Raw genomic sequence first — 25,012 nt, 5'->3', positions numbered from 1 at the left:
TATTTTTAAAGAGGGGTTTCTGCTAGAATCCCCTCTTTAATTGCCTTGCTTATTCCATATTCTTGATTAGCTCATCGCCAAACTCAGAGCATTTCACTTCAGTAGCTCCGTCCATCAAACGAGCGAAGTCATATGTTACTACTTTAGAAGCGATTGTGTTTTCCATTGATTTTAAAATCATGCTAGCTGCTTCAGTCCATCCCAAATGCTCAAGCATTAGTACACCTGAAAGGATAACAGAAGAAGGGTTAACCTTATCTAATCCAGCATATTTTGGAGCTGTACCATGTGTTGCTTCAAAGATTGCATGTCCTGTTTCATAGTTGATGTTTGCTCCAGGAGCAATACCAATACCACCTACTTGTGCAGCAAGTGCATCAGAAATATAATCTCCGTTAAGGTTCATTGTTGCAACAACATCAAATTCTTTTGGACGAGTAAGGATTTGTTGTAGGAAGATATCAGCGATAGCATCTTTAACGATGATTTTTCCAGCAGCTTCAGCATCAGATTGAGCCTTGTTCGCCGCGTCAACACCTTGCTCATCTTTAATACGGTCGTACTCGGCCCAAGTGAACACCTTATCACCGTATTCTCTTTCAGCAAGCTCATAACCCCAGTTCTTGAATGCACCTTCAGTGAACTTCATGATATTGCCTTTATGTACCAAAGTTAGCGATTTACGTCCTTCTTTGATTGCATATTCAATAGCGGCACGTACTAAACGGCTTGTACCTTCTTCAGATACTGGCTTAATTCCAAGACCAGAAGTCTCAGGAAAACGAATTTTATTTACTCCAAGTTCGTCTTGAAGGAAGGAAATTAATTTCTTTACTTCATCAGAACCTTTTTGATATTCAATACCTGCATAGATATCCTCAGTGTTTTCACGGAAAATAACCATATCTGTATCTTGAGGACGTTTTACTGGAGAAGGTACTCCTTCAAACCAGCGAACTGGACGTAAGCATACGAATAAATCAAGCTCTTGGCGCAATGCTACGTTAAGGGAACGAATTCCACCACCGATTGGAGTTGTTAGTGGTCCTTTAATCGCAATTAGATACTCATCAATTGCATCTAGAGTTGCTTGTGGTAGCCACTCTCCAGTTTGATTGAACGCTTTCTCACCTGCTAAAACTTCTTTCCAAACAAGTTTGCGCTCTCCTTTGTATGCTTTCTCAACAGCTGCATCTAAAACTCTACTAGCAGATGCCCAAATGTCAGGACCTGTGCCGTCTCCTTCAATAAATGGAACAATTGGATTGTTTGGTACGTTTAGTACTCCGTCTTTAACTACGATTTTTTCACCTTGTTGTGTCATGTTATAAATCTCCCTCCAAATTATTCGCTAGAATAGAAGGCTTTTATGCCCCCTATTCTATTTTAAAGAAAAGCAACTAACTATTCTCTCTATTGCTACTTTTCTTTCTTCACCCTTATTATTAGAACAATTTTCAGCTAATAAGTAAATACTAACCTCTAAGTTCAATTGAAACATATTTTTGCATACCAGGTCCAGTGTACTCAGCACGTGGACGAATCAAGCGGTTGTTTGAGTACTGCTCAAGAATATGTGCTAACCATCCTGAAACGCGGCTCACAGCAAAAATTGGCGTGAACAAATCATGGTCAATTCCAAGGCTGTGGTAAACAGAAGCAGAGTAGAAGTCCACGTTAGGTGGTAATTTTTTCTCGCCCGTTACAATTTTTTCGATTTGAGTAGACATTTGATACCAATGTGGCTCACCTGTTAATTCTGTTAACTTGGCAGACATTTCACGAAGATGCTTCGCACGTGGGTCACCTTGACGGTAAACACGATGTCCGAATCCCATGATTTTTTCTTTATTTTCTAGTTTTTGACGGATAGCAGGCTCAACGTTTTCTAGAGTCCCGATTTCTGTCAACATTTTCATAACAGCCTCATTGGCTCCACCATGAAGTGGTCCTTTTAAGGCGCCGATTGCTGCAGTGACTCCTGAATAAACATCAGACAAAGTAGCCACACATACGCGCGCTGTAAAAGTCGATGCATTTAACTCATGATCAGCATGCAAAACAAGTGCCTTATTAAAAGCTTCGATTGCAATTGGCTCTGGTTCTTTTCCACTTAGCATATATAAAAAGTTTGCCGCAAAGCTCAAATCTGTTCGAGGAGCTACCGGCTCTAAGCCTTTACGAATTCGTGCAAAAGCAGTAACAATTGCTGGCATTTTCGCTTGAAGACGGATTGCCTTACGGTAGTTTGCTTCTTCGTCCATCACATCTGATTCTTCATCGTGCAAGCCTAAAAGCGAAACCGCTGTTCGAAGCGCACCCATCGGATGAATTTTATCAATTGGATACAATTCGAAATGTTCTAACACTTCTTTTGGCAATGCCATATTTTCTGCTAATTGTTTTTTCAACTCATCAAGTTCGGGAGCCAACGGCAGTCTACCATGCCATAATAAATAAATAACTTCCTCAAAACTTGCATTATCAGCAAGATCATCAATGTTGTATCCTACATAAGTAAGTGTGTCATCAATAATAGAACTGATGGAAGATGTTGTTGCCACTACCCCTTCAAGACCACGTGTTACTGTCATACTGAATCTCTCCTTCTCTTGGTAATTTTCCCCACATCGTATTTGTCTTTAATTTACCTACTGGAGTTATAGAATGATAGCTTTCAGATAAAAGAAATTTCCCTAACACCTGGCAAATACACAGTCAGCCTTTCCATTCTCCAGTATCACTATAGACCGAGCGCTTGCTCAGAAATAGACCAAAAAAGAAAATGCTTACATTATCCTTTAATGAAAAACCCATTTAAATGGGCTTTGCGACAATGAAAGGAAGAGCAAGTATAATTACAAGTCCTATTATAAACAATTCTCTGACTTTTGTGAACGAAAAGTACTTAAATCGTTGAAAATTTGTTATTTCACAAAGTCTGTTTTCGGAAGTAATCTGCTAATATCCTAAAGCCAATTTTAACGAAAGATAAGTTATTTGGAGCGTTTTTGTAAGTTTGCAAGCCCTTTCCTCATGATTCGAAATCTATTTTCACTGTGAAGTTAAGCTTACTAATCATGGTTCCTACACAATAAATACCAAAATTTGAGAAAAGAGCCCTTACAAAAACTATTTAAAAAACTCAAAGAATCTCATCGCTGCGTAAGCAATCCCAGCACCAATTAAAGGTCCAACCGCGACACCTTTAAAAATTGATACAGCCAAAATAGTTCCGAGAACTAGTGCTGTCGTAATATGCGGATCTGCAGCAAGTAACGTTACCCCTCCTTTGGCAAGTAGAGCCACAAGGATTCCAGAAATAAGCGCAATCCAAGCATATGGAGTTTTGAACGCACCTGTTAAATCTTTAAAGCCGATTTCCCCACTTGCTATTGGAGCTAATACTGCGATTGTTATAATGGTTACTCCCCAGTTAATGCCTTTTCCTTGAATATATGAAAAAATCTTTGAATCAAACCCTAAAATTTTCAGGACAAACAGGACACTGACAGCGATAATCAAAGATTGGTTTTTCGCAACCAAGGCAATGACTAGCAGTAATCCTAAAAAGAGAAATGGTTCAACTACCATTTATTCCGCCCCTTCCGAGGTATTTACTATTGTAACATAGTTTATTCAGTTTCATCAAAATTTTCTTTTTTCTTTGGTCTTCACCTTTATCCCTTTCCAAACAGAGGAGGAATTCCCATACATTTGGCGAACTCTTTGTATAAACAAATTGTGAGAGGGGATATTCTTGAATCCAATCTATGTAAATAGAACCCTAAGATTTTTATTCGTTGCCGTACTTTTTATTGTCTTCCTTTTCACTTTCTATTATGTATCCAAAGTCACCTATCCATTTATTATCGGATTGCTCATTGCTTTTTTTCTCAACCCTATCGTTAATTTTTTCGAAAAAAAAGCAAGGCTGCCAAGAGGATTCGCAGTACTATTGTCACTGTTACTAATTTTTTCTGTATTCGCTGGATTAATCACGTTGTTAGTCGTTGAAATTGTTGCAGGAGCTGAATACCTCTCTAAGGTGGTACCAAATCATGTTCAAACATTAATTACCTATATCGAGATATTCTTTGCTGCCCAAGTGATTCCACTATACAATCAGCTTTCAGGCCTTTTTATGAACCTTGAGACCGGGCAGCAGGATACCATTCTCGAGAATATCCAAAATGTCGGGACACAAGTTGGTACGACCTTAGGAAACTTCATCCAAGGATTTTTTGAAAATATCCCCGCCATTATAGGTTGGTTCCCAAGTGCAGCTACAGTCATCATTTTTTCTCTCCTCGGGACCTTTTTTATCAGCAAGGATTGGTACAGACTTTCTACAATGGGTAATCGCTTTTTACCAAAAAAAGCTAAGGCAAGCGGGAAAACGGTTTTTGCTGATTTAAAACGTGCACTATTCGGGTTTGTTACAGCACAAGTAACCCTTATTTCTATCACTGCCATTACCATATTAATTGGTCTATTAATCTTAAAGGTCGATTACGCCATTACCATTGCCCTTGTTACTGGTCTCGTGGATATTGTTCCTTATTTAGGAACAGGAGCCATCTTTGTACCTTGGATTATTTTTGAAGCAGTGGCTGGCGAGATGCACCTCGCAATCGGTCTAGGGATATTATATTTAGTGGTTTTAGTACAGAGGCAGCTTATGGAGCCAAAAGTTCTTTCATCCAATATTGGGATAGATCCATTAGCTACGTTAATCGCTCTATTTGTTGGCTATAAACTAATGGGCTTTGTCGGTTTAATTGTTGGTCCTGTAGTACTTGTAATCATTAATACACTTCACCGAGCTAATGTGTTTCACGACCTTTGGGCTTTCATCAAAGGGGATGAAAGCCACAATGTGTAACCATTATTAAGGGAAGTAAATTAACGAATAATCGTAATCGTCCGTCTGTCCATTCTATTTTTAAAGAATTTCATTAGCCACATTTTGAAGTATTTTCTTGGTGCTGGGATTAACAATAAAAGTCCAGTTAAGTCTGTCACAAAACCTGGAGTAAGCAAAAGTGTGCCACCTACTAGAATACACACCCCATCCAAAAGTGCGTCTCCAGGCATATTTCCTCTTTGCAAGCGTTCTTGAAAATCTCGAATGGTAGCCAAACCCTGTTGTTTCGCTAAGTATGCACCTACTATCCCTGTGAAGATAATTAATGCAATGGTAGGAAAGATTCCTATCGTTTGTCCGGCTAGCAATAGAATAGCTATCTCAATCGCAGGAACCAAAACGATAACTAAAAAAAGATACCTCATAAATTTCTCCTCTCCATGCTTGTCTGTTTCTCTATTATATGCATAAAATATCGCATATACACAACCTTACAACGACCAGGGATTGCAAAAAGGAACGGGCTTTTTTTTAGCCCGTTCCTCTATTTATGTTTATTACAGTACGTTAGCATGTCCGTTATAGACAACGCCTCTTTGTGCATCTACAGTAATTTCTTGACCTTCTTTAAAGATTTCCATTACGTTCTCAACACCAACAATTACTGGAATCCCTACATTCAAGCCTACAACAGCTGCATGGCTCGTTAGTCCACCCTCTTGAGTGATGAGTGCTGCACATTTTTCAATTGCTGGAACCATTTCACGATCAGAACCGACCGTTACAAGGATACTGCCTTCTTGGACCTTGTTTAAAGCTTCTTTGGCATTATTTGCAAGAACCACTTTTCCATAAGCAGTTTTTCGTCCAATTCCTTGCGCCTTAACAAGAACATCTCCGACAACATGAATTCTCATTAAGTTTGTTGTACCTGACTCACCAACTGGGACACCAGCAGTAATGACAACTAAGTCACTATTCTTTACTAATCCGCTATTCTTGCTATCCTCAACAGCATTGGTAAGCATCTCGTCTGTTGTACTTGCCTTTTTCCCAAGTTGTGGATATACACCCCATACTAGAGCAAGACGGCGCTGTACGTAATCATTAGAAGTCACAGCAACAATCGGTGCTTTTGTACGATATTTTGAAATCATTCTTGCTGTATGACCACTTTCAGTCGGAGTAATGATGGCCTTAACATCAAGATTTAAAGCAGTATGAGCAACAGATTGTCCGATTGCATCCGTAATACTGTGCTCATTCGTTTTACTACGAAGTGAAAGAAGATTTTTATGATTTAAAGCTGTTTCCGCGCGAGAAGCAATATTGTGCATCGTTTGAACAGCTTCAATTGGATATTGCCCTGCAGCTGTCTCACCAGAGAGCATGATTGCATCCGTACCATCAAAGATTGCATTTGCAACATCACTTGCTTCTGCACGTGTAGGTCTAGGATTTCTTTGCATGGAATCAAGCATTTGTGTAGCTGTGATAACAGGCTTTCCAAGGGTGTTACATTTCTTGATTAGTTCTTTTTGTACCAATGGAACTTCTTCCGCAGGAATTTCTACCCCTAAATCTCCACGTGCAACCATAAGACCGTCAGAAACTGCAAGAATTTCATCGATATTATCGACACCTTCTTGGTTTTCAATTTTAGGAATGATGTTAATATATGTAGCATTATTTTCTTTCAGTAATTCACGAATTTCTAGTACATCAGAACCTCTACGCACAAAGGAAGCTGCGATAAAATCAACACCTTGTTCAATTCCGAACAAAATATCCTTAGCATCTTTTTCTGTGATACCAGGAAGCTGAACTGATACACCTGGAACATTTACACCTTTTTTGTTTTTTAATGTACCACTATTTAAAATCTTTGTTTTGATTTCGCCATTTGCCCTATCTAGTTCAAGGACTTCAAGTCCGATTAAACCGTCATCTAATAAAATTTTATCGCCAGGTTTTACATCATGAATCAATTGTTCGTAAGTAATTGAAAATTTCTCAGTAGTACCAAGAACCTCGGTCATTGAAACAATAATTTCTTTCCCTGCCTCAAGTTCAAGAGCCCCGTCAGTCATATTGTTTGTCCGAATTTCTGGACCTTTCGTATCAAGAAGGATTGCAACATTTTTCCCTGTTTTTTTAGCTGCTTCGCGGATGTTTTTAATTCTTGCACCATGTTCTTCAAAATCTCCATGAGAAAAGTTAAGCCTAGCGACATTCATGCCCGCTTCCATTAAACTTGTTAAATTTTCAATACTTTCACTAGCCGGTCCAATGGTACATACAATCTTAGTTTTACGCATAAATAATGTGACCTCCTGATTTAACTGTTGCTTTTATATTGATAGTTCTTTAGAGAGCTTATACAAATTCATATCAAGATTATGAGGCTTAGATAGTGCCTCAATGATATCATAATCAACCAACTCATTCTTTTCGATACCAACAGCTCGACCGCCTTTATTTTCCAATAAAAGCTCAACTGCCCTTGCTCCAAGTCTACTAGCCAGTACGCGGTCTGTCACGGTAGGAGACCCTCCACGTTGGACATGACCTAATACAGTTACCCTTGTATCCATGTCTGTTTCCTGCTTGATTTGTTTACCTGCCTCATAGCCACTCATTACACCTTCAGCTACAATAATAATACTGTGTTTCTTTCCGCGCTCCTGACCGCTTTTCAGACGCTGAGCAATTTCCTTGATGTCTTGCTCTGCTTCCGGAATCAAAATCGTCTCAGCACCACCTGCTAGCCCTGACCATAAAGCGATATCTCCAGCATTTCTGCCCATCACTTCAATGATAAACGTTCTTTCATGGGAGGAAGCGGTATCTCTAATTTTATCGATCGCGTCAATAACAGTATTCAATGCCGTATCGAACCCTATTGTAAATTCAGTTCCTGAAATATCGTTATCGATGGTACCTGGAACCCCAACACAAGGGAAGCCCTGTTCAGTCAAAGCCTTTGCGCCTCTATATGATCCATCTCCGCCAATCACTACGAGACCATCAATGCCATGTTTCTTTAATTGTTCAATTCCTTTTTGTTGCCCTTCTCTGGTCTTAAATTCTTCACTTCGGGCGGATTGTAGGAATGTTCCGCCACGATGGATAATATCTCCCACCGAACCTAGTTCTAGCTGTTTAATGTTTCCACTCATCAAGCCTGCATACCCACCAATAACGCCATATACTTCTATATTATGGTAAATAGCTTTTCTGACTACTGCACGTACTGCGGCATTCATTCCAGGGGCATCTCCGCCACTTGTTAAGACACCAATTCGTTTCATAGTCTATCACCTCTTTACTTTTATGTATTTATAACTGTGAATCATTACCAATTTAGCCCTAGGTTGGTTTCAATTCACAACATCAATATTTTTAAAATACCATGAAGAATAGCCTATCACAACATTTGACGTAAAATACTCATAAAGACAGAATAATAAATTTAATGGAAACGCTTAATATACAAAAAACTCTTTCGATACAGCTTTTTAAAAGGAAAAAGAACGTGCCGTTGCACGTTCTTAATTTACCCCGATATACTCATTTAATGACGTATATTCTCCAATCAATTTATACTTTTTATAACGGTGGTCTACTAACTCTTCTTCTGATAGACAAGAAAGTTCTTTCAATGAAGCTTTCAGCACCCTATTGATTTCCCCTGCCTGCTGATTTACATCCCGATGTGCACCACCCCGGGCTTCAGATATTATCTCATCAATAATCCCTAACTCCTTTAAATCTGGCGCAGTAATTTTCATGGACTCAGCTGCTTTTTTTGCAAGCGAAGCATCGCGCCAAAGAATAGAAGCTGCACCTTCGGGGGAAATTACAGAGTAAGTAGAGTTCTCGAGCATATGAACATGGTTTCCTACTCCAAGGGCAAGTGCTCCCCCACTTCCTCCTTCACCAATCACAATACAAATAACCGGCACTTTCAGTCCTGCCATCTCAAATAGATTACGAGCGATAGCCTCACTTTGTCCTCTTTCTTCAGCAGCTTTCCCTGGATATGCGCCCTTGGTATCAATAAAGCAAATAATTGGGCGTTTAAATTTTTCAGCTTGCTTCATAAGCCTTAATGCTTTTCGGTATCCCTCTGGATGGGGCATCCCAAAGTTTCGTCGAATATTTTCCTTTGTATCTTTTCCCCGCTGGTGGCCAATCACTGTGATGGGTAAACCGTGAAACTTCGCAATCCCACCGACAATTGCCTCATCATCTCCAAATAATCGATCCCCATGACACTCGAAAAAATCAGTGAAAAGGAGTGAAATATAATCAAGTGTTGTTGGACGCTCTGGGTGTCGAGCGATTGAAACACGGTCCCAGGGTTTTATATTTTCATATATTTCCTTTTCTACTTTCTCTAAACGGGCCTCAAGTTTTTCAATCTCTGAAGACAAATCCATCTCTGTATTCTTTGTATATTCTCTTAACTCATTAATTTTTTTCTTTAACTCTATGACTGGTTTTTCAAACTCTAGATCTCCTGCCAACTGATACTCCCTCCCGGCTGATGAATTTCCAAAATGGATATGATCCTATCTCTTAACTCCTGCCTTGTAATAACGGCATCAAGTTGACCGTGCTTTAAAAGAAATTCTGCTGTTTGGAAATCTTCGGGCAGGTCTTCTCTTATCGTTTGTTCAATAATGCGTCTACCTGCAAATCCAATCAATGCTCCCGGTTCTGCAAAATTATAATCACCTAGAGATGCAAAACTTGCTGATACCCCACCAGTAGTCGGATGGGTCATGATTGAAATAATTAACCCCCCGTGATCACTAAACCTTTTTAGAGCAACGCTTGTTTTCGCCATTTGCATTAGACTTAATACGCCTTCTTGCATTCTGGCACCACCTGAAGCAGTGAAGATGATAAATGGCACCTTGAGCTCGTCTGCTTTTTCAATTGCCAAAGTGATTTTTTCACCGACAACAGAGCCCATGCTCCCCATACGGAAAGAGGCATCCATGATTGCCACAACAACTCCCATGCCACCTATCTCAGCGACCCCTGTTACAACTGCTTCGTTTAAGTGTGTTTTTTTTCGATCCTTTTCAAGTTTCTCTTCATAAACAGGAAAGTTTAAGGGATTCCCGGAAACCATTCCTTTATTTAATTCCTGAAAACTTCCTGAATCTACAAAGCTTTGTATCCGCTCCTTGGAATTCATTTGGTGATGGTATCCGCAATGAAAACACACCTTTAGGGTTTTCACTAGTTCCTTCGTGTACATGATCTTCTTACAGTTTGGACACTTGGTCATAATCCCTTCAGGGACGTCCTGTTTTGCTGTTTCCGAAGGGATGGTAGCATATTTCTTTTTCTTTGTTTTCGTAAATAATTCTTTCAGCAAGGTGATACCTCCCTTATTTTTAAAGGCTTAAACTGTTAATCACGTTCCAATCAACAGCAGAAAAATTCAAGATAATCCTTGAAAACAGCCCTTTTTAAATGACTGACCGTTTCAAGAAAAGTGGCCAGACCACTAGAGAATACATAAACATGCCCGAAATCCCGTTTTATAAGTCTGTCCTTTACTATAAAACACCCGGGAGGTGAATTCTGTTGAATATTGTCATGATTCATCCGACAAATTACGTAATATCCTGTATGCATTGAGGACCCATTCCTCATCGCCCTTTTCCAATGCTTCAGCTAGTTCAAGATATCGCTCTTTTGTCGGCTTATGGAAATCATTTCTATTTAGAGAACGATAGTAGTCTACTAATATTTTCCAAATTCTATATATTAGATGATTATCTGCTAAGTCAACAATTCTTGTAAAAAAATCAATATCCTCAACGTTATGTTCAATCGTCCACTGTTTTAAACGTTGAAAATCATTTTTAGAACGTTTAGAGAGTGCAAGCTGAAGGCAGTCGAGTTCAATCATATGCTTGGTTTCAACTACGTCCTGAATCGCTTTTTTATCTTGCAATATAAAGGTACTTAGTAACTGAACAAGTTGATTGCCGCGAAAATCCCTAATATATGTCCCTTCGCCGCGTCTTGTTTCAATTAATCCTAGCAACTCCAATGCTCGCAATGCCTCCCGAACAGAGGAGCGTCCCGCATTGAGACGCTCCGATAATTCCCGTTCAGAAGGAATTTTGTCACCAGCCTTTAATCCATCTTTCTCAATGATTTCTCGAAGCTGTCTGACAATTTCTATATATACTTTTTTAGACTGCTCATTTGGGCTCATCAACATCTATCACTCACTTTTTTCAATGATTGAGAGCCTTCTTGTCCGTTGTTTCACTTCATCAGGATCAATCTTTATCCTCGCCACACCTGTTTCCATCGCAGCCCTTGCTACAGCAGAAGCAACTTCCGGCGCAACTCTCGGGTCAAAAGGTCCAGGTATGACATATTCACTTGACAACTCTTCTTCGCTAATCAATCCTGCTATCGCTTCGACAGCAGCAACCTTCATCTTTTCATTGATATGAGTTGCGCGGGCATCTAAAGCTCCGCGGAAAATCCCGGGAAAAGCTAGGACATTATTTACTTGGTTAGGGAAGTCAGAACGACCTGTTCCAATTACTTTAACTCCTGCAGCCTTCGCCTCATCTGGCATAATCTCCGGATTTGGATTCGCCATAGCAAATACAATTGGATCTGAGTTCATGGTCTTTATCATTTCAGCTGTTAAGGCTCCAGCAGCTGAAACGCCGATAAATACATCAGCTCCAACAATTGCGTCTGAAAGACTTCCTTGCACATTATTTCTGTTTGTATATTTAGCTACTTCGGCTTTAATGTTATTCATGCCTGTAGGACGCCCCTCGTAGATTGCTCCCTTAGTGTCACACATAATAATGTCGCGAACACCATAGGAATAAAGAAGCTTAATAATCGCAATTCCTGCAGCACCTGCACCATTGGCTACTACCTTAATTTCGGTCATTTTCTTGCCAACAATCTTTAATGCATTGACAAGACCGGCTACCGTAACAATGGCTGTCCCATGCTGGTCATCATGAAATACAGGTATATTGGTTTCCTTCTTTAACCGTTCTTCTATTTCAAAACAGTTTGGGGCGGCAATATCTTCAAGATTTACCCCTCCGAAAGTCGGCTCCAGCAATTTGACAGTCTCTACAATTTTGTCAATGTCCGTTGTGTTAAGGCAGATTGGGAATGCGTCTACCCCAGCAAAACTTTTAAATAATACAGCTTTTCCTTCCATGACTGGTAGTGAAGCTTCCGGTCCAATATTACCTAATCCTAGCACTGCTGTTCCATCTGATACGATGGCAACCATATTCCCCTTCATCGTATAGTCATATACGGTTTCAGGCTTATCATAGATTTCCTTACATGGTTCTGCTACTCCAGGAGAATAAGCAAGGCTTAAATCTCTTGCCGTTTTAACAGGAACCTTCGACTTTGATTCTAGCTTCCCTTTGTTCTCTCTGTGCATATGCAGTGCTTCTTCTCTTAAATTCAACTAAGTCCACTCCCTTTTCTAATTAAAAGAGGTCCTCATTGTGCAAGTCAAAAATCTTTAGGTGGTCAGACCACATTTTCTTTTTACCAATATAACACATTCCAGAGACTTGTAAAGGTCTATTTCTTTAGGACTACCTTTTTTTCTCCTAGAAAAATCAGAAGATCATTTAAACAACTTTCTGTCCCATTCACCTTATATTCTTTACTCAATAGTACTGTCTTTTCTAACTCAGCATAGTGTAGGATGACTGGAATAGTTCCAGGATGTTTTTTAAGGATTTCTTTTAGCTCATTCAACCTGTCTGTTTTTTGATCATTGGCATCAATCTTTAAAAATAAGGTTGCTGACCTTTGCCTTTTTTCCTTAATAGCCATTTGGATATCAAGGACATTTTGAATAATGAATTGGCTCTTCCCGTCTCGTTCTTCCATTTTGCCATCAAGTAGTACAACTTCACCTTGATTCAAGAGGTGACCAGAGCGTTTATATACTAATGGAAATGCAACTGCCTCTATTTCTCCGCTAGGATCACTTAGAGTTAAAAACGCCATGGCTTCACCTTTTTTTGTCCGAATCATTTTTGTATCGGTGATGTAGACACCTACTCTAGCTTTTTCTCCCGCCCGATAGCTCGCCATCAGACGAGCTCCTGCTTCGGTTAGCTCTTTCTTTTTTACCGATATGGGGTGCGTGGAAAGGTAGATGCCCAGTACTTCCTTTTCAAAAGAAAGCTTGTCTTCTACTCTCAAGGGGTCCACCGTAACATATTTAGGTTTTAGGTCGAATTCATTATCGAAAAATAAGCCGAATTGCCCTGTATCTTCAGGAGCCATCAGTTGGGCATGTTCGGCTGCAACATCCAGCGTCGCAAGCAGGGTGGCGCGATCATGTCCAAATTCATCAAAAGCTCCAGAATGAACAAGTGCTTCCATTGTTTTTCTATTTATAGCCTTTTGAGGTACCCGAAGACAAAAGTCAAAAAGGTCTGCAAAAGGTTTCTGCTTTCTTACCTGAAAGATTTCTTTCAAGGCCACTGCTCCTACCCCTTTAATTGCTGCAAGGCTATAGCGAATGGATTTTCCTTCTGCTTGAAAACTAAACTGACTCTTATTAATCGAAGGGGGGAGAAGCGTAATCCCCTTATAAGTAAGCTCTCTTGCATACTGCGATATTTTTGCTTCATTCCCAATTGACGAAGTCATAAGGGCCGCATGAAAAAATAATGGGTAATGCGCTTTAAGATAAGCAAGCTGATAAGCAATAAAGCTGTATGCCACAGCATGACTTCGATTGAAACCGTAGTTGGCAAATCGAACGATTAAATCATAGATTTGATTCGCTGTTTCCCGCTCATAGCCTTTTCTTAAGGCCCCCTCAACAAAATGAGTTCGCTCTTTATCTAATACTACCTTCTTCTTTTTGCTCACTGCACGGCGAAGCAAATCGGCTTCTCCAAGCGAAAAACCAGCCAATGTAGAGGCAATTTGCATAATTTGCTCTTGGTAGACAATGACACCGTACGTATTCTCTAAAATCCCTTTCAAATCCGGATGAGGATATTCGATTGACTCTATCCCGTGTTTCCTGTTGGTAAACAAAGGAATATTTTCCATTGGGCCTGGTCGATAAAGGGCATTTACCGCAACAATATCCTCAAACCTGGAGGGTTTGAGTCTGAGTAAGACCTTTCTCATCCCTTCAGATTCCAATTGAAAGACACCAGTAGTATCGCCGGTACTTAACAGTTCAAAGGTTTGTTTATCTTCGAGGGGAATCTTCCGTATGTCAACTCTCTGCCCCGTTTTTCTATGGATTGATGTGAGTATAGACTCAATTAACGTTAAATTTCTCAACCCGAGAAAATCCATTTTTAATAAGCCTGCTTCTTCAAGATGTTCCATTGAGTATTGTGTTAGAAGAATGTTCCCATGGCCAGTTTGGATTGGAATTAAATCCGTCAGTGGTCTTTCACTTATGACGACACCTGCAGCATGTGTGGACGTATGACGCGGGAGTCCTTCGAGCTTGACTGCAGTCTGAAATAACCTTTGATTCAAGTCTGATTCATTGACAAACTTTCTTAAATGATCTGACTCTTTGTAAGCCTCATCGAGTGTTACGCCTAGGCGAGAAGGAATTAACCTTGAAAGCCTGTCTAATTCCTTTGTGTTTAAACCAAAGACCCTGCCCACGTCCCTAGCAGCAGCTTTTGCTGCAAGGGTTCCAAAAGTAATAATTTGAGCAACATGTAACTCTCCATATTTATTGGCAACATATTCAATCATTTCATCTCGGCGATGATCTGGAAAATCAATATCGATATCGGGCATAGAAATTCTTTCAGGATTTAGAAAGCGTTCAAATAATAATTGATGACCAATTGGATCCACATCTGTGATATACAAGGCATAGGCTACAATCGATCCTGCTGCTGAGCCTCGCCCTGGGCCTGTTAGTATCCCCCTATCTCTAGCAAACTTCATGAAATCCCAGACAATTAAAAAGTAATCGCTGAATTTCATCTTTTTTATCACCGAAAGTTCGTACTTTAATCGACGAATATGTTCATTGGAAGGATTGGGATATCGATTGGTTAATCCAGAAAAACAAAGTTGCTCAAGTAATTTGTCAGCCGTCTGTCCCTCTGACACAGGATATTTGGGCAAATGCTTCGTTTGTAAATCAATCATTACATTGCAGTCTTCACTTATCTTCAACGTGTTCTCTAAAGCACTTGGATATTCTGAAAATAACTCAATCATTTCTTCAGAGGTTTTTAAATAGAATTGATCGCTCCCTAATTTACTGCGGTCATCATCTTGAAGTTTATGACCATTTTTCATAGCAAGCAAACATTCTTGTGCAAAGGAATCCTCGGGTTTTAGATAATGAACACTATTAGCAGCAACTAGTTGGATTCCCGTCTCCCCTGAAAGAGCTGCTATTTGTTCCACCAAATCAACCTGTCCAGTCACACCTTGATTTTGCAAGGAAAGGAAAAAGTGGTTCTTTCCAAAGATTTCGGAGAAGAGATTCGCTAGCTGGGTTGCCCGCTCGCGCTCACCTTTTAATAAGCTTTGTTCAATTTCCCCTTCAATCCCTGGAGTAAATGCGTATACTCCTGCTGCATAATGTCGTAGCCACTTTACTGGTATTCCCTCAGGTGATTTTGTTTGAACTGCACTCGTAATTTTAATTAGATTTTGAAATCCTTGGTTATTCGAGGCAAGCAGGACAAGTGGTCCTACCTTCTCTTCATCTATTCCTAAAATATCAACAGTCAGTCCAATAATTGGTTTTATCGAATTCCGTAGACATTCTTTATAAAAAGCAATGGTTCCATACATGACATTTCGGTCTGTAAGAGCGATTGCCGGAAACCCCTTTTCTTTTGCACTTGAAACAAGTTCGTCTATTTTAATCGTGCTTGTTAAGAGACTATAAGCACTGTGTACTTGTAAATGTAGATAAGACAACGGAATCACCTCCTTAAAGGTTTATCTTCTTATATTATATGGCTTGCGTAAAAAAAAGAAAATATGTTCTCCTTTTTTCACTACTGAGTTTAATCTTAATGTTATTTGACTGAGAAACATAACAATTTCTTCGCATTTTATCTCAAAAGTACCTATTTAAGAAAAAGAGCCATCATATTTGGCCAAGTTTGTCCATACGATTTAATGAAGAGATTACTTCCCAAAGGGGTCTATTATATGAATCAACCATTTATTTCACACTTATTTGAGAGTTACTTCATTGCACTCGGTGTTCTCCTTGGTGGATCACTGATAGGAGGACTTGCTTCTTTCTTAACAGGACAACCCTTGCTCACTCAGGTTTCTCGGATTTCAGAATTAATTAGGATTTGGGCAATCATAGCGGCAATTGGGGGTACCTTTGACACCGTATATAGCTTTGAGCGGGGCTTAATGGATGGCGAGACCAAAGATATATTCAAGCAATTTTTACTAATTCTATCGGCAATGGGAGGAGCTCAGACTGGGGCAACGATAATTAAATGGTTAACATTGGAGCATATTTAACATGCGAATCCCACCCTATTATCGAAAACCCTCCTGGCAACGTTTTTTCTCAGGGATGGCCATTGGTGCCTGTTTAAGCTGGTGTATTTTTCTATATATGAATGGGGTCATTTTAGAGGATAAGTCAGCACAGATAAATAAACTAAAAAGTGATCTTGAGACAGAAAAGAACAATGTTAAAATTTGGCAAGAGGATTATAAAGCGCTTAACGAGAAAAATCTTAAACAGCTGACAATTCAAGATATAAAAGTTAAGATTACAAACGGCGAAAAATATGACCTTGATTCCCTCGCAGTTTACCAGGCCGAGGAGGATATCAAGGAAGATCTTAATTATTTCTTAGCCAAGGACTTAGAATTCGTCTATAAAAGCAGAGATTTAATTTCAAAGATTATTAAAAACAAAGTGATTCGTCTTAACGGCAAACGCTATCGGCTCAAGACCACTTCAACATTTGTCTATACCACCGTCAACCTCCAGCTCCAACTACAATTAGACGAATAGAAGGCCCTCGAATACAGGGCCTTCCTTTTTTTATTAGAAGAGAAAATATATAAGTTTTGACTTAGAATATTGTCTAGCACCAGACCCTGCACCGTTGAACAGGAGGCTCCCGCTTTTTTTATTTACATAGCTCAATTAAATCATTAACTACGTTTTTAGCTTCGTTCCATGAGTAAATGGAAGCACCTGAGGCAAGTGGATGACCGCCTCCACGATATTTGCGGGCAAGTACATTTATGATAGGCCCCTTAGAGCGTAATCTTACTCGAATCTGATCGTCTTCCTCAATAAAGAATACCCATGCCTTAATTCCTTTTACCGACCCTAGTTCGCTAACTAACAGCGACGCATCTGCTGGCTTGACACGAAATTCTTGTAAAAGCTCTTTATTCAATGTAACAGAAGCAGCTCCGTTAGCTAGGACTTCAAAGTTTTGCAGCACATAGCCCTTCAGTTTCACCACATTGGTATCGAGCTCATACATTTGGTCAAACAGTTCTGTTCGCGAAAAGTTATAATGGATTAATTCTCCCGCATAAGCAAAAGTTTTATCAGTTGTACTTGGATATATGAATCTTCCAGTATCCCCAACAATTCCGGCAAAGAGTAATCGTGCCGCTTCATCAGATAATTTCAGACCACGACCTTTAAATGCTAAATAAAACTCATAAATCATTTCGCTAGTCGAGCTTGCACTTGTGTCTACCCAAACAAGATCACCATATGGATCTTCGTTTGGATGATGGTCAATTTTAATTAATTTATCGCCAAAATTGTATCGTTTATCGCAAATCCGTTCTTGGTTAGCTGTGTCGCAAACGATAACAAGGGCACCTTGATAGACTTCGTCAGAAATCGTATCGAGCCTCTTCATATAATGGAGGGACTGTTCTTCTTTTCCTACGGCATAAACCTTCTTCTCCGGGAATGATTCTTTGATTACTTCAACAAGTCCTCCTTGTGATCCGTATGCATCCGGATCCGGACGAACATGTCGATGAACAATAATGGTCTCGTATTTTTCGATTTCACTCAATATTTGCTCTTTCATCCTATTCTCCTTTAAAAGTATTCTCATTACCTTCAATCTAATCATAGAATTTAAAAAATAAAAAGAAATAGTGATATTATAGTAATTTGGAACAAATAACGTTAAAATAAAATGAAGATTTTATAATGGAGGAAATATCTATGCCTTTACTAGTTTTCTTGATTGTTGTCTCTTTTGCCATGTATGTATTCTACAAAATTAAATACGTACGAAGTTCACGACCTATTGAGCGAAAATGGTTATCTACTAAGTCAAGTATTGCTTTAGGACTTTTCGTAGCCTTGTTCGGAATGAATCAATTATTTTTATTTCAAACAACTATAACATATATCATTTCTGGTTTATTTATTCTACTGGGTGCTTTAAATGCTGTTTCAGGTTTTAAGAGGTATAAACATTATCTTCCTTTTGCCATTCAAGAAGCAGACGAAGCTAATAGCCATTTATGAGAAAAGCATTTCTGCTAAGCTGATTGTGAAAGAAGCCGACCAATGGTCTGGCTTCTTTTTTATCTAGCTGCGGCTCCTAGGGACTCGAGACATAAGCCACTCCCTGTAAGAAGGTAAAAAGCACCTTCTTAAAGGGCGCGTCTTATGCTTGTCGTCCCTGGGCAGTCGCCTCCGCTTTTCTTATTGTCTATCAATTAGCTGACATACCATCATGGCCTTGCCAACAAGAACTCCATCGTTGTATACTTCTACATCTACTTTTCCAAACTTTCTTCCTACTTCAAGGACTCTTGGATAAATCTCAAGGACGCTATCAATTTGAACTGGCTTTAAAAAATAAATGGTCATGTTTTCAACAACGAGGTCGCCTTTTTTATAGCCTCTTAAAATACGATTTGCTGCTTCAGACACTAAGGTTGTAAATACCCCATAAGAAATGGTTCCAATATGATTGGTCATTTGCGGGGTTACAGTGCAGCGGAAACTATCTTCATCTTTCGTTTTTCCTCGAGTTACAATCATTTGACTTGTCACAGCGTCATCTAATGTATCTCCTACCTGCGGTTGACGTTGAATCATTTGGAGTGCCTTCAGTACATCCTGCCTACTGATTATCCCTACGAGACGATTTGAATCGTCTACAACAGGAAGCACCTCAATTCCTTCCCACACCATCATATGCGCAGATGAAGCAACACTCGTCTTTCCACTAACAGTCATTGGTTGTCTCGTCATAACCTTTTCAATCGGGGCATCCAAATTATCCCCCATGATATCTTTAGATGTAATCATTCCCTGAACCTTCATATTTCGGTCAACAACAGGAAAGCGACTGTGTCTAGTCTCTTCTTTATACCTATACCAATCCGCCACCGAATCATCGGTCTTAAGATAGGCAGTCTCTGTAATTGGGGTAAGAATATCTTCTACTAAAACGATTTCTTTTTTAATCAACTGGTCATAAATCGCTCTGTTGATCATCGTTGCCACTGTAAACGTGTCATAACTGCTAGATATAATCGGTAGCTGTAATTCATCGGCAAGCTTCTTAACACTATCTTCCGTATCAAAGCCACCCGTTATTAACACAGCAGCGCCAGCTCTAAGCGCTTGTTCATGGGCTTTATCACGGTTCCCGACAATTAATAGGTTGCCAGCACCCGTATATCTCATCATGGCTTCAAGTTTCATGGCACCAATAACAAATTTATTTAAGGTCTTATGTAGACCTCCCCTACCTCCTAGTACTTGACCGTCAACAATATTAACGACTTCAGCAAAAGTCAGTTTCTCAATATTTTCTTTCTTTTTCTTTTCAATCCTAATCGTACCGACTCGTTCAATTGTACTTACATAGCCTTTATTCTCGGCATCCTTAATAGCCCTGTATGCAGTTCCCTCACTTACACTCATTGCCTTGGCGATCTGACGGACCGAAATTTTTTCTCCAATCGGGAGTTCATCAATATATTGTAAAATTTGTTCATGCTTAGTTGCCAAGACTTTCACCCTTTATCAAAGTAATACCGTACGAAAATAAGTTCCATACTTTATTATAAAGTGAAAAAAGTCTTGATTCAATTGTATACTTGGCTTATCTAAGCTGTTTTTCATAACTTTTCATTTTAATTAGATAGTCCACGGCTTCTTCTAGGCTTAGTCTCAACTCCCAGCTTTGCCACCTTTTGTTTTTTAGGTGTATAAAGAAAAGCCGATAGATTTCCCGCAATAACAAATAACGCAAATAACAACCATGCTCCCGCAAACAAACTTTCGAGTCCGAGCGATTCAAAAGAGATTCGTGGTAAGGCATAGTAAAGCATCAATCCACATAGCAACAAGTATAGTAGATAGCGGTTTTTATTCATTATCTTCCCCCCTATTTAATAGCTTGTTCTATGTTTATGCGAAAACATTTAAAACATTAATCTTTCCCCTATGAATATGAAAAGATAAAAAAACTGCTACCTATAAATGAAGGCAGCAGTCCCTTATTATAATTCAATTTCCTCTCCTGGTTGAAGTACTCGACCTTTTTGTTCTTTTAGAAGCCCAATAAATTTTTGTGGGTCCTGTTTAATTGGAGGGAACGTATTAAAATGGATGGGTACTACCTGTTTAGCTTGAAGGAATTCGGCAGCAATCGCCGCATCCTCAGGTCCCATTGTAAAATTATCTCCAATTGGCAAAAAGGCAAGGTCAATCGGATGAAGCTCCCCAATTAACTTCATATCTGAGAACAACCCAGTATCACCTGCATGGTAAACTGTTTTTCCTTCAGCAAATAATAATACTCCTGCCGGCATACCTCCATAAATGATTTGTTGGTCAGCAGTTGTATAACCAGAGCCATGGAAGGCTTGAGTCATTTTCACTTTTCCAAAATCAAATTCATAAGCCCCACCAATATTCATTCCATGGGTACGAATACCTTGCCACCCGAGATAGGTAGCCAAATCTGCATTGGTAATGACTAAGGCGTTATTTTTTTTGGCGAGTTCTACTGTATCCCCGACGTGATCATTATGAGCATGCGTTAAAATGATGACATCCACTTTCACTTCACTCACTTTAAGGTCAGTGAGCTCGTTCCCGGTAATAAAGGGATCAAACAGAATTGTCTTTCCACCTGTTTCAACTTTTACAACAGAATGACCGTGATACGATAATTTCAAACTTCATCTCTCCTTCCCATTCTCCTAAGTAAGTTACTTCTACAATTCTTATATAAATCCTTTTCTTATATACCCAATTTTCATCGTTAAAAGTTTCTTTTTCTCTTCTCGTTTGATAGTCTCTATTTGGAGCCTCCCTTAATAAAGTCAGAGGCATTGGTAAACTTAGTGTTGATTTCTTCACAAAGGACTTGTTCATAAAATCAACACGAACTTAACACAGGCTTTTCAATAATAAAAGTATCATTAGGAGGGAATACTTAACATGTTAGAACGAATCAAAAAGTTATCAGGCTGGTTGACTGAACAAGAAGCAGAAGTCGCTTTCCTTACTTCTACAGATAATGTTTTTTACCTTAGTGGTTTCCTTAGTGACCCACATGAGCGGTTACTCGGTGTCGCCATCTTCCAAGACGCCGAACCTTTCTTAATTTGTCCAAGTATGGAAAAGGAATCTGCTAAAAACGCAGGGTGGTCATATGAGGTAATCGGTTATTCTGATACCGACAATCCATGGGACTTAGTTGAAAATGCGATCACATCAAGAGTTTCAACGGTACATACAGCGGCAATTGAAAAAGAGCATATGAATGTCGAGCGTTATGAAAAATTAATAGAAATGTTTCATCAAGCCAATTTCATTTCTGCCGAGGAGAAATTAAGGCAACTACGCTTAAAAAAGGACCCTCACGAGCTCGAAAAAATAAGAGAGGCCTGCGCTCTTGCAGACTATGCAATTGAGGTTGGCGTAGCAGAAATAGCAGAAGGAAAAACGGAAATGGACGTTCTTGGTGCTATCGAGTATGCCCTAAAGAAAAAAGGTGTGCTAGAAATGTCCTTTTCCACCATGGTCCTGACCGGGAAAAATGCTGCTTCCCCGCACGGGACACCAGGAACAACAAAAATTCAAAAAGGCGATTTGGTTCTTTTTGACTTAGGAGTAGTGGTCGATGGCTATTGCTCTGATATAACTAGAACGGTCGCTTATCATGACATTAATGATGAACAAGAAAAAATCTACCAAACGGTCCTAAATGCACAATTAGCAGCAATAAGGACTATTCATCCTGGTGTAGCTTGTTCAGAGGTTGATTTGGCCGCGCGAAATCTCATTTCCTCCGCTGGCTACGGTGAGTATTTTCCCCATAGGCTTGGCCATGGTTTAGGGATTAGCGTTCATGAATACCCATCTTTGACCGAGACCAATCCTTTAATTTTAGAGGAGGGTGCTGTATTCACTGTTGAGCCAGGAATTTATGTACCTGGGGTGGCTGGAGTCCGGATTGAAGATGACCTTGTGGTGACAAAATCAGGCATTGAAATATTAACAAAGTATCCAAAAGAGTTGCAAATTATTAGATAACTCTAACATAAATATAGGGTTTAACATTTGTTCAAATGTAAATTTACTTTTGTTCAAGGAATTGGTATATTATTTAATGTAGATATAAATATCTAAAAAAAACGATTTAGTTTTTTTATCAATAGGAGGACAACACTACATGACAACACAACTAGCACAAATGATCGATCACACTCTACTAAAAGCCAATGCAACTGAGGCAGAAATTATTAAATTAGCTGAAGAAGCTAAAGAACATAAATTTGCTTCAGTATGTGTCAATCCTACTTGGGTGAAAACTGCAGCAGAAATCTTAAAAGATACTCCTGAAGTAAAGGTTTGTACGGTTATCGGCTTCCCACTTGGTGCAAACACTTCTGATGTAAAAGCATATGAAACGAAAAATGCAATTGAAAATGGTGCTGGTGAAGTCGATATGGTCATCAATATCGGCGCCCTTAAAAGCAAGCAATTCGAAGTAGTTGAGAGGGATATCAAGGCAGTCGTTGAGGCAGCCAAAGGGAAAGCTTTGACAAAGGTTATCATCGAGACATCCCTTTTAACAGATGAAGAAAAGGAGACTGCTTGCAAACTCGCTGTTCAAGCAGGCGCTGATTTCGTAAAAACTTCTACTGGATTCTCAACTGGCGGAGCAACGAAAGAAGATATCGCTTTGATGAGAAAAGTGGTTGGTCCTTCCATTGGTGTAAAAGCATCCGGGGGAGTAAGAAGTCTTGAAGATGCACAATCCATGATTGAAGCTGGCGCTACTAGAATCGGGGCAAGCTCTGGAATTGCCATCGTTAATGGACAAATCTCTGATTCGGCTTATTAATAGTAAGTCAATTAGTGCAAGTCACTGCAAAAGATAATAAATTTTTTCACAAAAGACGTTTGGGTGGGTCCAAGCGTTTTTTCTTTTAGCGTTAACCTATCAGGAAGTTTATCAAGGACAAAACTATTATTCTCTAGCTTCTTTTTGTCCTTGAGACTCTTTTTCATGGACAACACTTTCCCTTTTTCACTTCATTTTGTCTTTGAGACACACCATTATAGACAATTTCTCCTTTTTTCAATTCATTTTGTCTTTGAGACACACCATCATAGACAATTTCTCCTACTTTCAATTCATTTTGTCTTTGAGACACAACATCATAGACAATTTCTCCTTTTTTCACTTCATTTTGTCCTTGAGACACACCATCATAGACAATTTCTCCCTCTTTCACTTCATTTTATCCTTGAGATACACCATCATAGACAATTTCCTCCATTTTCACTTCATTTTGTCTTTAAGACACACCGTCATAGACAATTTCTCCTTTTTTCACTTCATTTTGTCCTTGAGACACACCATCATAGACAATTTCTCCTACTTTCAATTCATTTTGTCTTTGAGACACACCATCATAGACAATTTCTCCTTTTTTACAATTCATTTTGTCCTTGAGACACACCACCATCTGGACGAAACCAACCTTTCTTGCTCCACTTTGCCTTTCAGGCACACCCCCAAGGACAAAACTCCCCAAATAAAAAACCGTCCCTTCATAACTTAAAGGAACGGTTCACCTCTATTATCCTCTTGCAACAAGGGTATCTGTTAATACAGGTACAACTTGTTTCTTACGAGAAACGACACCTTTTAAGATTGCCGTATTGTTTTCCAAAGTCACCTTAAACGCTTCTTCAACTGCACTTGACTCTTTCCCTAACGCAAGCGCTGCAGAATCATTTGTTAGGATATCTGTAATAACTAAAAGGAATAAATCTAACTCTTTTTCAGCAATTACCTTTCCAATTACATCTTCAAGCTCTGCTTGGCGCGCCAACACTTCGTTCACATCAACTGTATTAACTTGGGCAATTTCAACCTTTGAATTTCCCATTGAAAATTCTTTTGCATCTAGGGAAATTAGTTCTTCTGTTGTTTTACTACTCAAATCAGCACCAGCTTTTAGCATTTCAAGTCCATACTCCTCAGCATTGACACCAGCAATTTCTGCAAGCTCTTTCGCAGCGGCTACATCTTGCTCTGTGCATGTTGGAGATTTAAATAATAAAGAGTCAGAGATAATCGCTGATAACATTAATCCAGCTGTTTGCTTATCAAGCTCCACATTATTTTCTTTATACATTTTGTTTAGAATTGTTGCCGTACAACCAACAGGCTCTACACGGAAGTATAATGGATCACTAGTTTCGAAATTAGCAACGCGATGATGATCAATTACTTCGGTAATTTTGACTTTTTCAATTCCGTCTGCACTTTGCTGACGTTCATTATGGTCAACTAGAATGACGCTTTTTGCCTCATCCGCTATTTGTTCAACAAGTCGAGGCTCTTCAGCCTTAAAATAATCTAACGCATAGGCTGTTTCACCATTGATTTGACCAAGACGAACAGCTTCTACATTTGCGCCAAGTTTCTTTTTTAAATTTGCATAAGCAAGCGCTGAACAAATTGAATCAGTATCAGGGTTCTTATGCCCAAAAATAAGTACGTTTTCCATCGTGACACTCCTCATGATAAAAATTAGCTATAGCCTACTGCTCTTAGACTGCAGACCATTTTTCCACCATTA

Annotated in this window: 24 protein-coding genes; 6 read left to right on the top strand and 18 right to left on the bottom strand. The window is 39.3% G+C overall.

Annotation, left to right across the window (positions count from 1 at the left end; genetic code table 11):
• Nucleotides 1-49: 49 nt before the first annotated feature.
• The 3 genes from icd to H0185_RS19890 form a co-directional block, all read right to left on the bottom strand.
• The gene (gene icd, locus H0185_RS19900) at nucleotides 50-1,324 is read right to left on the bottom strand and encodes an NADP-dependent isocitrate dehydrogenase (RefSeq protein WP_221875245.1); all 1,275 of its coding nucleotides are present in this window, start codon (nucleotides 1,322-1,324) and stop codon (nucleotides 50-52) included.
• A gap of 151 nt (nucleotides 1,325-1,475) precedes the next feature.
• The gene (gene citZ, locus H0185_RS19895; RefSeq protein ID WP_221875244.1) at nucleotides 1,476-2,594 is read right to left on the bottom strand and encodes a citrate synthase; all 1,119 of its coding nucleotides are present in this window, start codon (nucleotides 2,592-2,594) and stop codon (nucleotides 1,476-1,478) included.
• 538 nt (nucleotides 2,595-3,132) lie between these two features.
• Nucleotides 3,133-3,594, bottom strand: a complete 462-nt coding sequence (locus tag H0185_RS19890) for a DUF441 domain-containing protein (RefSeq protein WP_221875243.1) — start codon at nucleotides 3,592-3,594, stop codon at nucleotides 3,133-3,135.
• A 166-nt stretch (nucleotides 3,595-3,760) separates the two neighbouring features.
• Between H0185_RS19890 and ytvI the strand changes: the two genes are divergently transcribed.
• Complete coding sequence (ytvI, locus tag H0185_RS19885) at nucleotides 3,761-4,885, top strand: sporulation integral membrane protein YtvI (RefSeq protein WP_221875242.1); 1,125 nt, start codon at nucleotides 3,761-3,763, stop codon at nucleotides 4,883-4,885.
• Between the two features lie 20 nt (nucleotides 4,886-4,905).
• On the opposite strand, the gene H0185_RS19880 is transcribed toward ytvI, so the two are convergent.
• The 8 genes from H0185_RS19880 to dnaE all read right to left on the bottom strand — a co-directional run bounded on the left by H0185_RS19880 (nucleotide 4,906) and on the right by dnaE (nucleotide 15,838).
• Nucleotides 4,906-5,292 (bottom strand): FxsA family protein, encoded by a 387-nt coding sequence (locus tag H0185_RS19880; RefSeq protein ID WP_221875241.1) that lies wholly within the window; start codon nucleotides 5,290-5,292, stop codon nucleotides 4,906-4,908.
• Between the two features lie 132 nt (nucleotides 5,293-5,424).
• Nucleotides 5,425-7,185: a pyruvate kinase gene (gene pyk, locus H0185_RS19875; protein WP_221875240.1), complete on the bottom strand. Its 1,761-nt coding sequence runs from the start codon at nucleotides 7,183-7,185 to the stop codon at nucleotides 5,425-5,427.
• A 33-nt stretch (nucleotides 7,186-7,218) separates the two neighbouring features.
• Nucleotides 7,219-8,178 carry a 6-phosphofructokinase gene (pfkA, locus tag H0185_RS19870; RefSeq protein WP_221875239.1) on the bottom strand — a complete coding sequence of 320 codons (960 nt, stop codon included), beginning with the start codon at nucleotides 8,176-8,178 and terminating at the stop codon, nucleotides 7,219-7,221.
• Between the two features lie 240 nt (nucleotides 8,179-8,418).
• The gene (gene accA / locus H0185_RS19865) at nucleotides 8,419-9,396 is read right to left on the bottom strand and encodes an acetyl-CoA carboxylase carboxyl transferase subunit alpha (RefSeq protein ID WP_221875238.1); all 978 of its coding nucleotides are present in this window, start codon (nucleotides 9,394-9,396) and stop codon (nucleotides 8,419-8,421) included.
• Nucleotides 9,381-10,259, bottom strand: a complete 879-nt coding sequence (accD, locus tag H0185_RS19860) for an acetyl-CoA carboxylase, carboxyltransferase subunit beta (RefSeq protein WP_221875237.1) — start codon at nucleotides 10,257-10,259, stop codon at nucleotides 9,381-9,383. Before accD ends, accA begins: the two co-directional genes overlap by 16 nt.
• 222 nt (nucleotides 10,260-10,481) lie before the next feature.
• On the bottom strand, nucleotides 10,482-11,111 hold the full coding sequence (locus tag H0185_RS19855; protein WP_221875343.1) for a FadR/GntR family transcriptional regulator: 630 nt from the start codon (nucleotides 11,109-11,111) through the stop codon (nucleotides 10,482-10,484).
• 9 nt (nucleotides 11,112-11,120) lie between these two features.
• Entirely contained in the window at nucleotides 11,121-12,359 is a 1,239-nt protein-coding gene (gene ystJ / locus H0185_RS19850; protein WP_221875236.1) for an NADP-dependent malic enzyme, read from the bottom strand.
• Nucleotides 12,360-12,478: 119 nt separating this feature from the next.
• Nucleotides 12,479-15,838 (bottom strand): DNA polymerase III subunit alpha, encoded by a 3,360-nt coding sequence (gene dnaE, locus H0185_RS19845; RefSeq protein WP_221875235.1) that lies wholly within the window; start codon nucleotides 15,836-15,838, stop codon nucleotides 12,479-12,481.
• A 237-nt stretch (nucleotides 15,839-16,075) separates the two neighbouring features.
• On the opposite strand from dnaE, the gene ytrH reads away from it, so the two are divergent.
• Together ytrH and ytrI are read left to right on the top strand one after the other, a co-directional pair.
• Entirely contained in the window at nucleotides 16,076-16,405 is a 330-nt protein-coding gene (gene ytrH / locus H0185_RS19840) for a sporulation membrane protein YtrH (RefSeq protein ID WP_221875234.1), read from the top strand.
• A 1-nt stretch (nucleotide 16,406) separates the two neighbouring features.
• On the top strand, nucleotides 16,407-16,910 hold the full coding sequence (gene ytrI, locus H0185_RS19835; RefSeq protein WP_221875233.1) for a sporulation membrane protein YtrI: 504 nt from the start codon (nucleotides 16,407-16,409) through the stop codon (nucleotides 16,908-16,910).
• Between the two features lie 118 nt (nucleotides 16,911-17,028).
• On the opposite strand, the gene H0185_RS19830 is transcribed toward ytrI, so the two are convergent.
• Nucleotides 17,029-17,961, bottom strand: a complete 933-nt coding sequence (locus H0185_RS19830) for a DHH family phosphoesterase (RefSeq protein WP_221875232.1) — start codon at nucleotides 17,959-17,961, stop codon at nucleotides 17,029-17,031.
• A gap of 140 nt (nucleotides 17,962-18,101) precedes the next feature.
• On the opposite strand from H0185_RS19830, the gene H0185_RS19825 reads away from it, so the two are divergent.
• Nucleotides 18,102-18,410, top strand: coding sequence for a YtpI family protein (locus tag H0185_RS19825; protein WP_221875231.1), 309 nt, complete (start codon nucleotides 18,102-18,104; stop codon nucleotides 18,408-18,410).
• 180 nt (nucleotides 18,411-18,590) lie between these two features.
• Here the strand turns inward: H0185_RS19825 and H0185_RS19820 are convergent, their stop codons facing one another.
• The 3 genes from H0185_RS19820 to H0185_RS19810 all read right to left on the bottom strand — a co-directional run bounded on the left by H0185_RS19820 (nucleotide 18,591) and on the right by H0185_RS19810 (nucleotide 21,085).
• Nucleotides 18,591-19,910 carry a CBS domain-containing protein gene (locus tag H0185_RS19820; RefSeq protein ID WP_221875230.1) on the bottom strand — a complete coding sequence of 440 codons (1,320 nt, stop codon included), beginning with the start codon at nucleotides 19,908-19,910 and terminating at the stop codon, nucleotides 18,591-18,593.
• Between the two features lie 125 nt (nucleotides 19,911-20,035).
• Nucleotides 20,036-20,278 (bottom strand): hypothetical protein, encoded by a 243-nt coding sequence (locus H0185_RS19815; protein ID WP_221875229.1) that lies wholly within the window; start codon nucleotides 20,276-20,278, stop codon nucleotides 20,036-20,038.
• 126 nt (nucleotides 20,279-20,404) lie between these two features.
• Nucleotides 20,405-21,085 (bottom strand): metal-dependent hydrolase, encoded by a 681-nt coding sequence (locus tag H0185_RS19810; protein WP_221875228.1) that lies wholly within the window; start codon nucleotides 21,083-21,085, stop codon nucleotides 20,405-20,407.
• A gap of 265 nt (nucleotides 21,086-21,350) precedes the next feature.
• Between H0185_RS19810 and H0185_RS19805 the strand changes: the two genes are divergently transcribed.
• Both H0185_RS19805 and deoC read left to right on the top strand, forming a co-directional pair.
• Nucleotides 21,351-22,448: a M24 family metallopeptidase gene (locus H0185_RS19805; RefSeq protein ID WP_221875227.1), complete on the top strand. Its 1,098-nt coding sequence runs from the start codon at nucleotides 21,351-21,353 to the stop codon at nucleotides 22,446-22,448.
• A 139-nt stretch (nucleotides 22,449-22,587) separates the two neighbouring features.
• Nucleotides 22,588-23,262: a deoxyribose-phosphate aldolase gene (gene deoC / locus H0185_RS19800; RefSeq protein WP_221875226.1), complete on the top strand. Its 675-nt coding sequence runs from the start codon at nucleotides 22,588-22,590 to the stop codon at nucleotides 23,260-23,262.
• Between the two features lie 163 nt (nucleotides 23,263-23,425).
• On the opposite strand, the gene H0185_RS19795 is transcribed toward deoC, so the two are convergent.
• From H0185_RS19795 to H0185_RS19785, 3 genes are all read right to left on the bottom strand, one after another.
• Complete coding sequence (locus H0185_RS19795) at nucleotides 23,426-23,656, bottom strand: hypothetical protein (protein WP_221875225.1); 231 nt, start codon at nucleotides 23,654-23,656, stop codon at nucleotides 23,426-23,428.
• 63 nt (nucleotides 23,657-23,719) lie between these two features.
• A complete protein-coding gene (locus H0185_RS19790) occupies nucleotides 23,720-23,959 on the bottom strand; it encodes a hypothetical protein (protein ID WP_221875224.1) in 240 nt (79 codons plus the stop codon).
• Nucleotides 23,960-24,004: 45 nt separating this feature from the next.
• Nucleotides 24,005-24,940 carry a manganese-dependent inorganic pyrophosphatase gene (locus H0185_RS19785; RefSeq protein ID WP_221875223.1) on the bottom strand — a complete coding sequence of 312 codons (936 nt, stop codon included), beginning with the start codon at nucleotides 24,938-24,940 and terminating at the stop codon, nucleotides 24,005-24,007.
• Nucleotides 24,941-25,012 lie beyond the last annotated feature (72 nt).

Origin of the sequence: Mesobacillus maritimus, assembly GCF_019749255.1 — a bacterium.
Taxonomy (GTDB): Bacteria; Bacillota; Bacilli; order Bacillales; family Cytobacillaceae; genus Mesobacillus_B; species Mesobacillus_B maritimus_A.
Note: the sequence above shows the minus strand (reverse complement) of the source record. Positions and strands in the feature narration are given on the sequence as shown.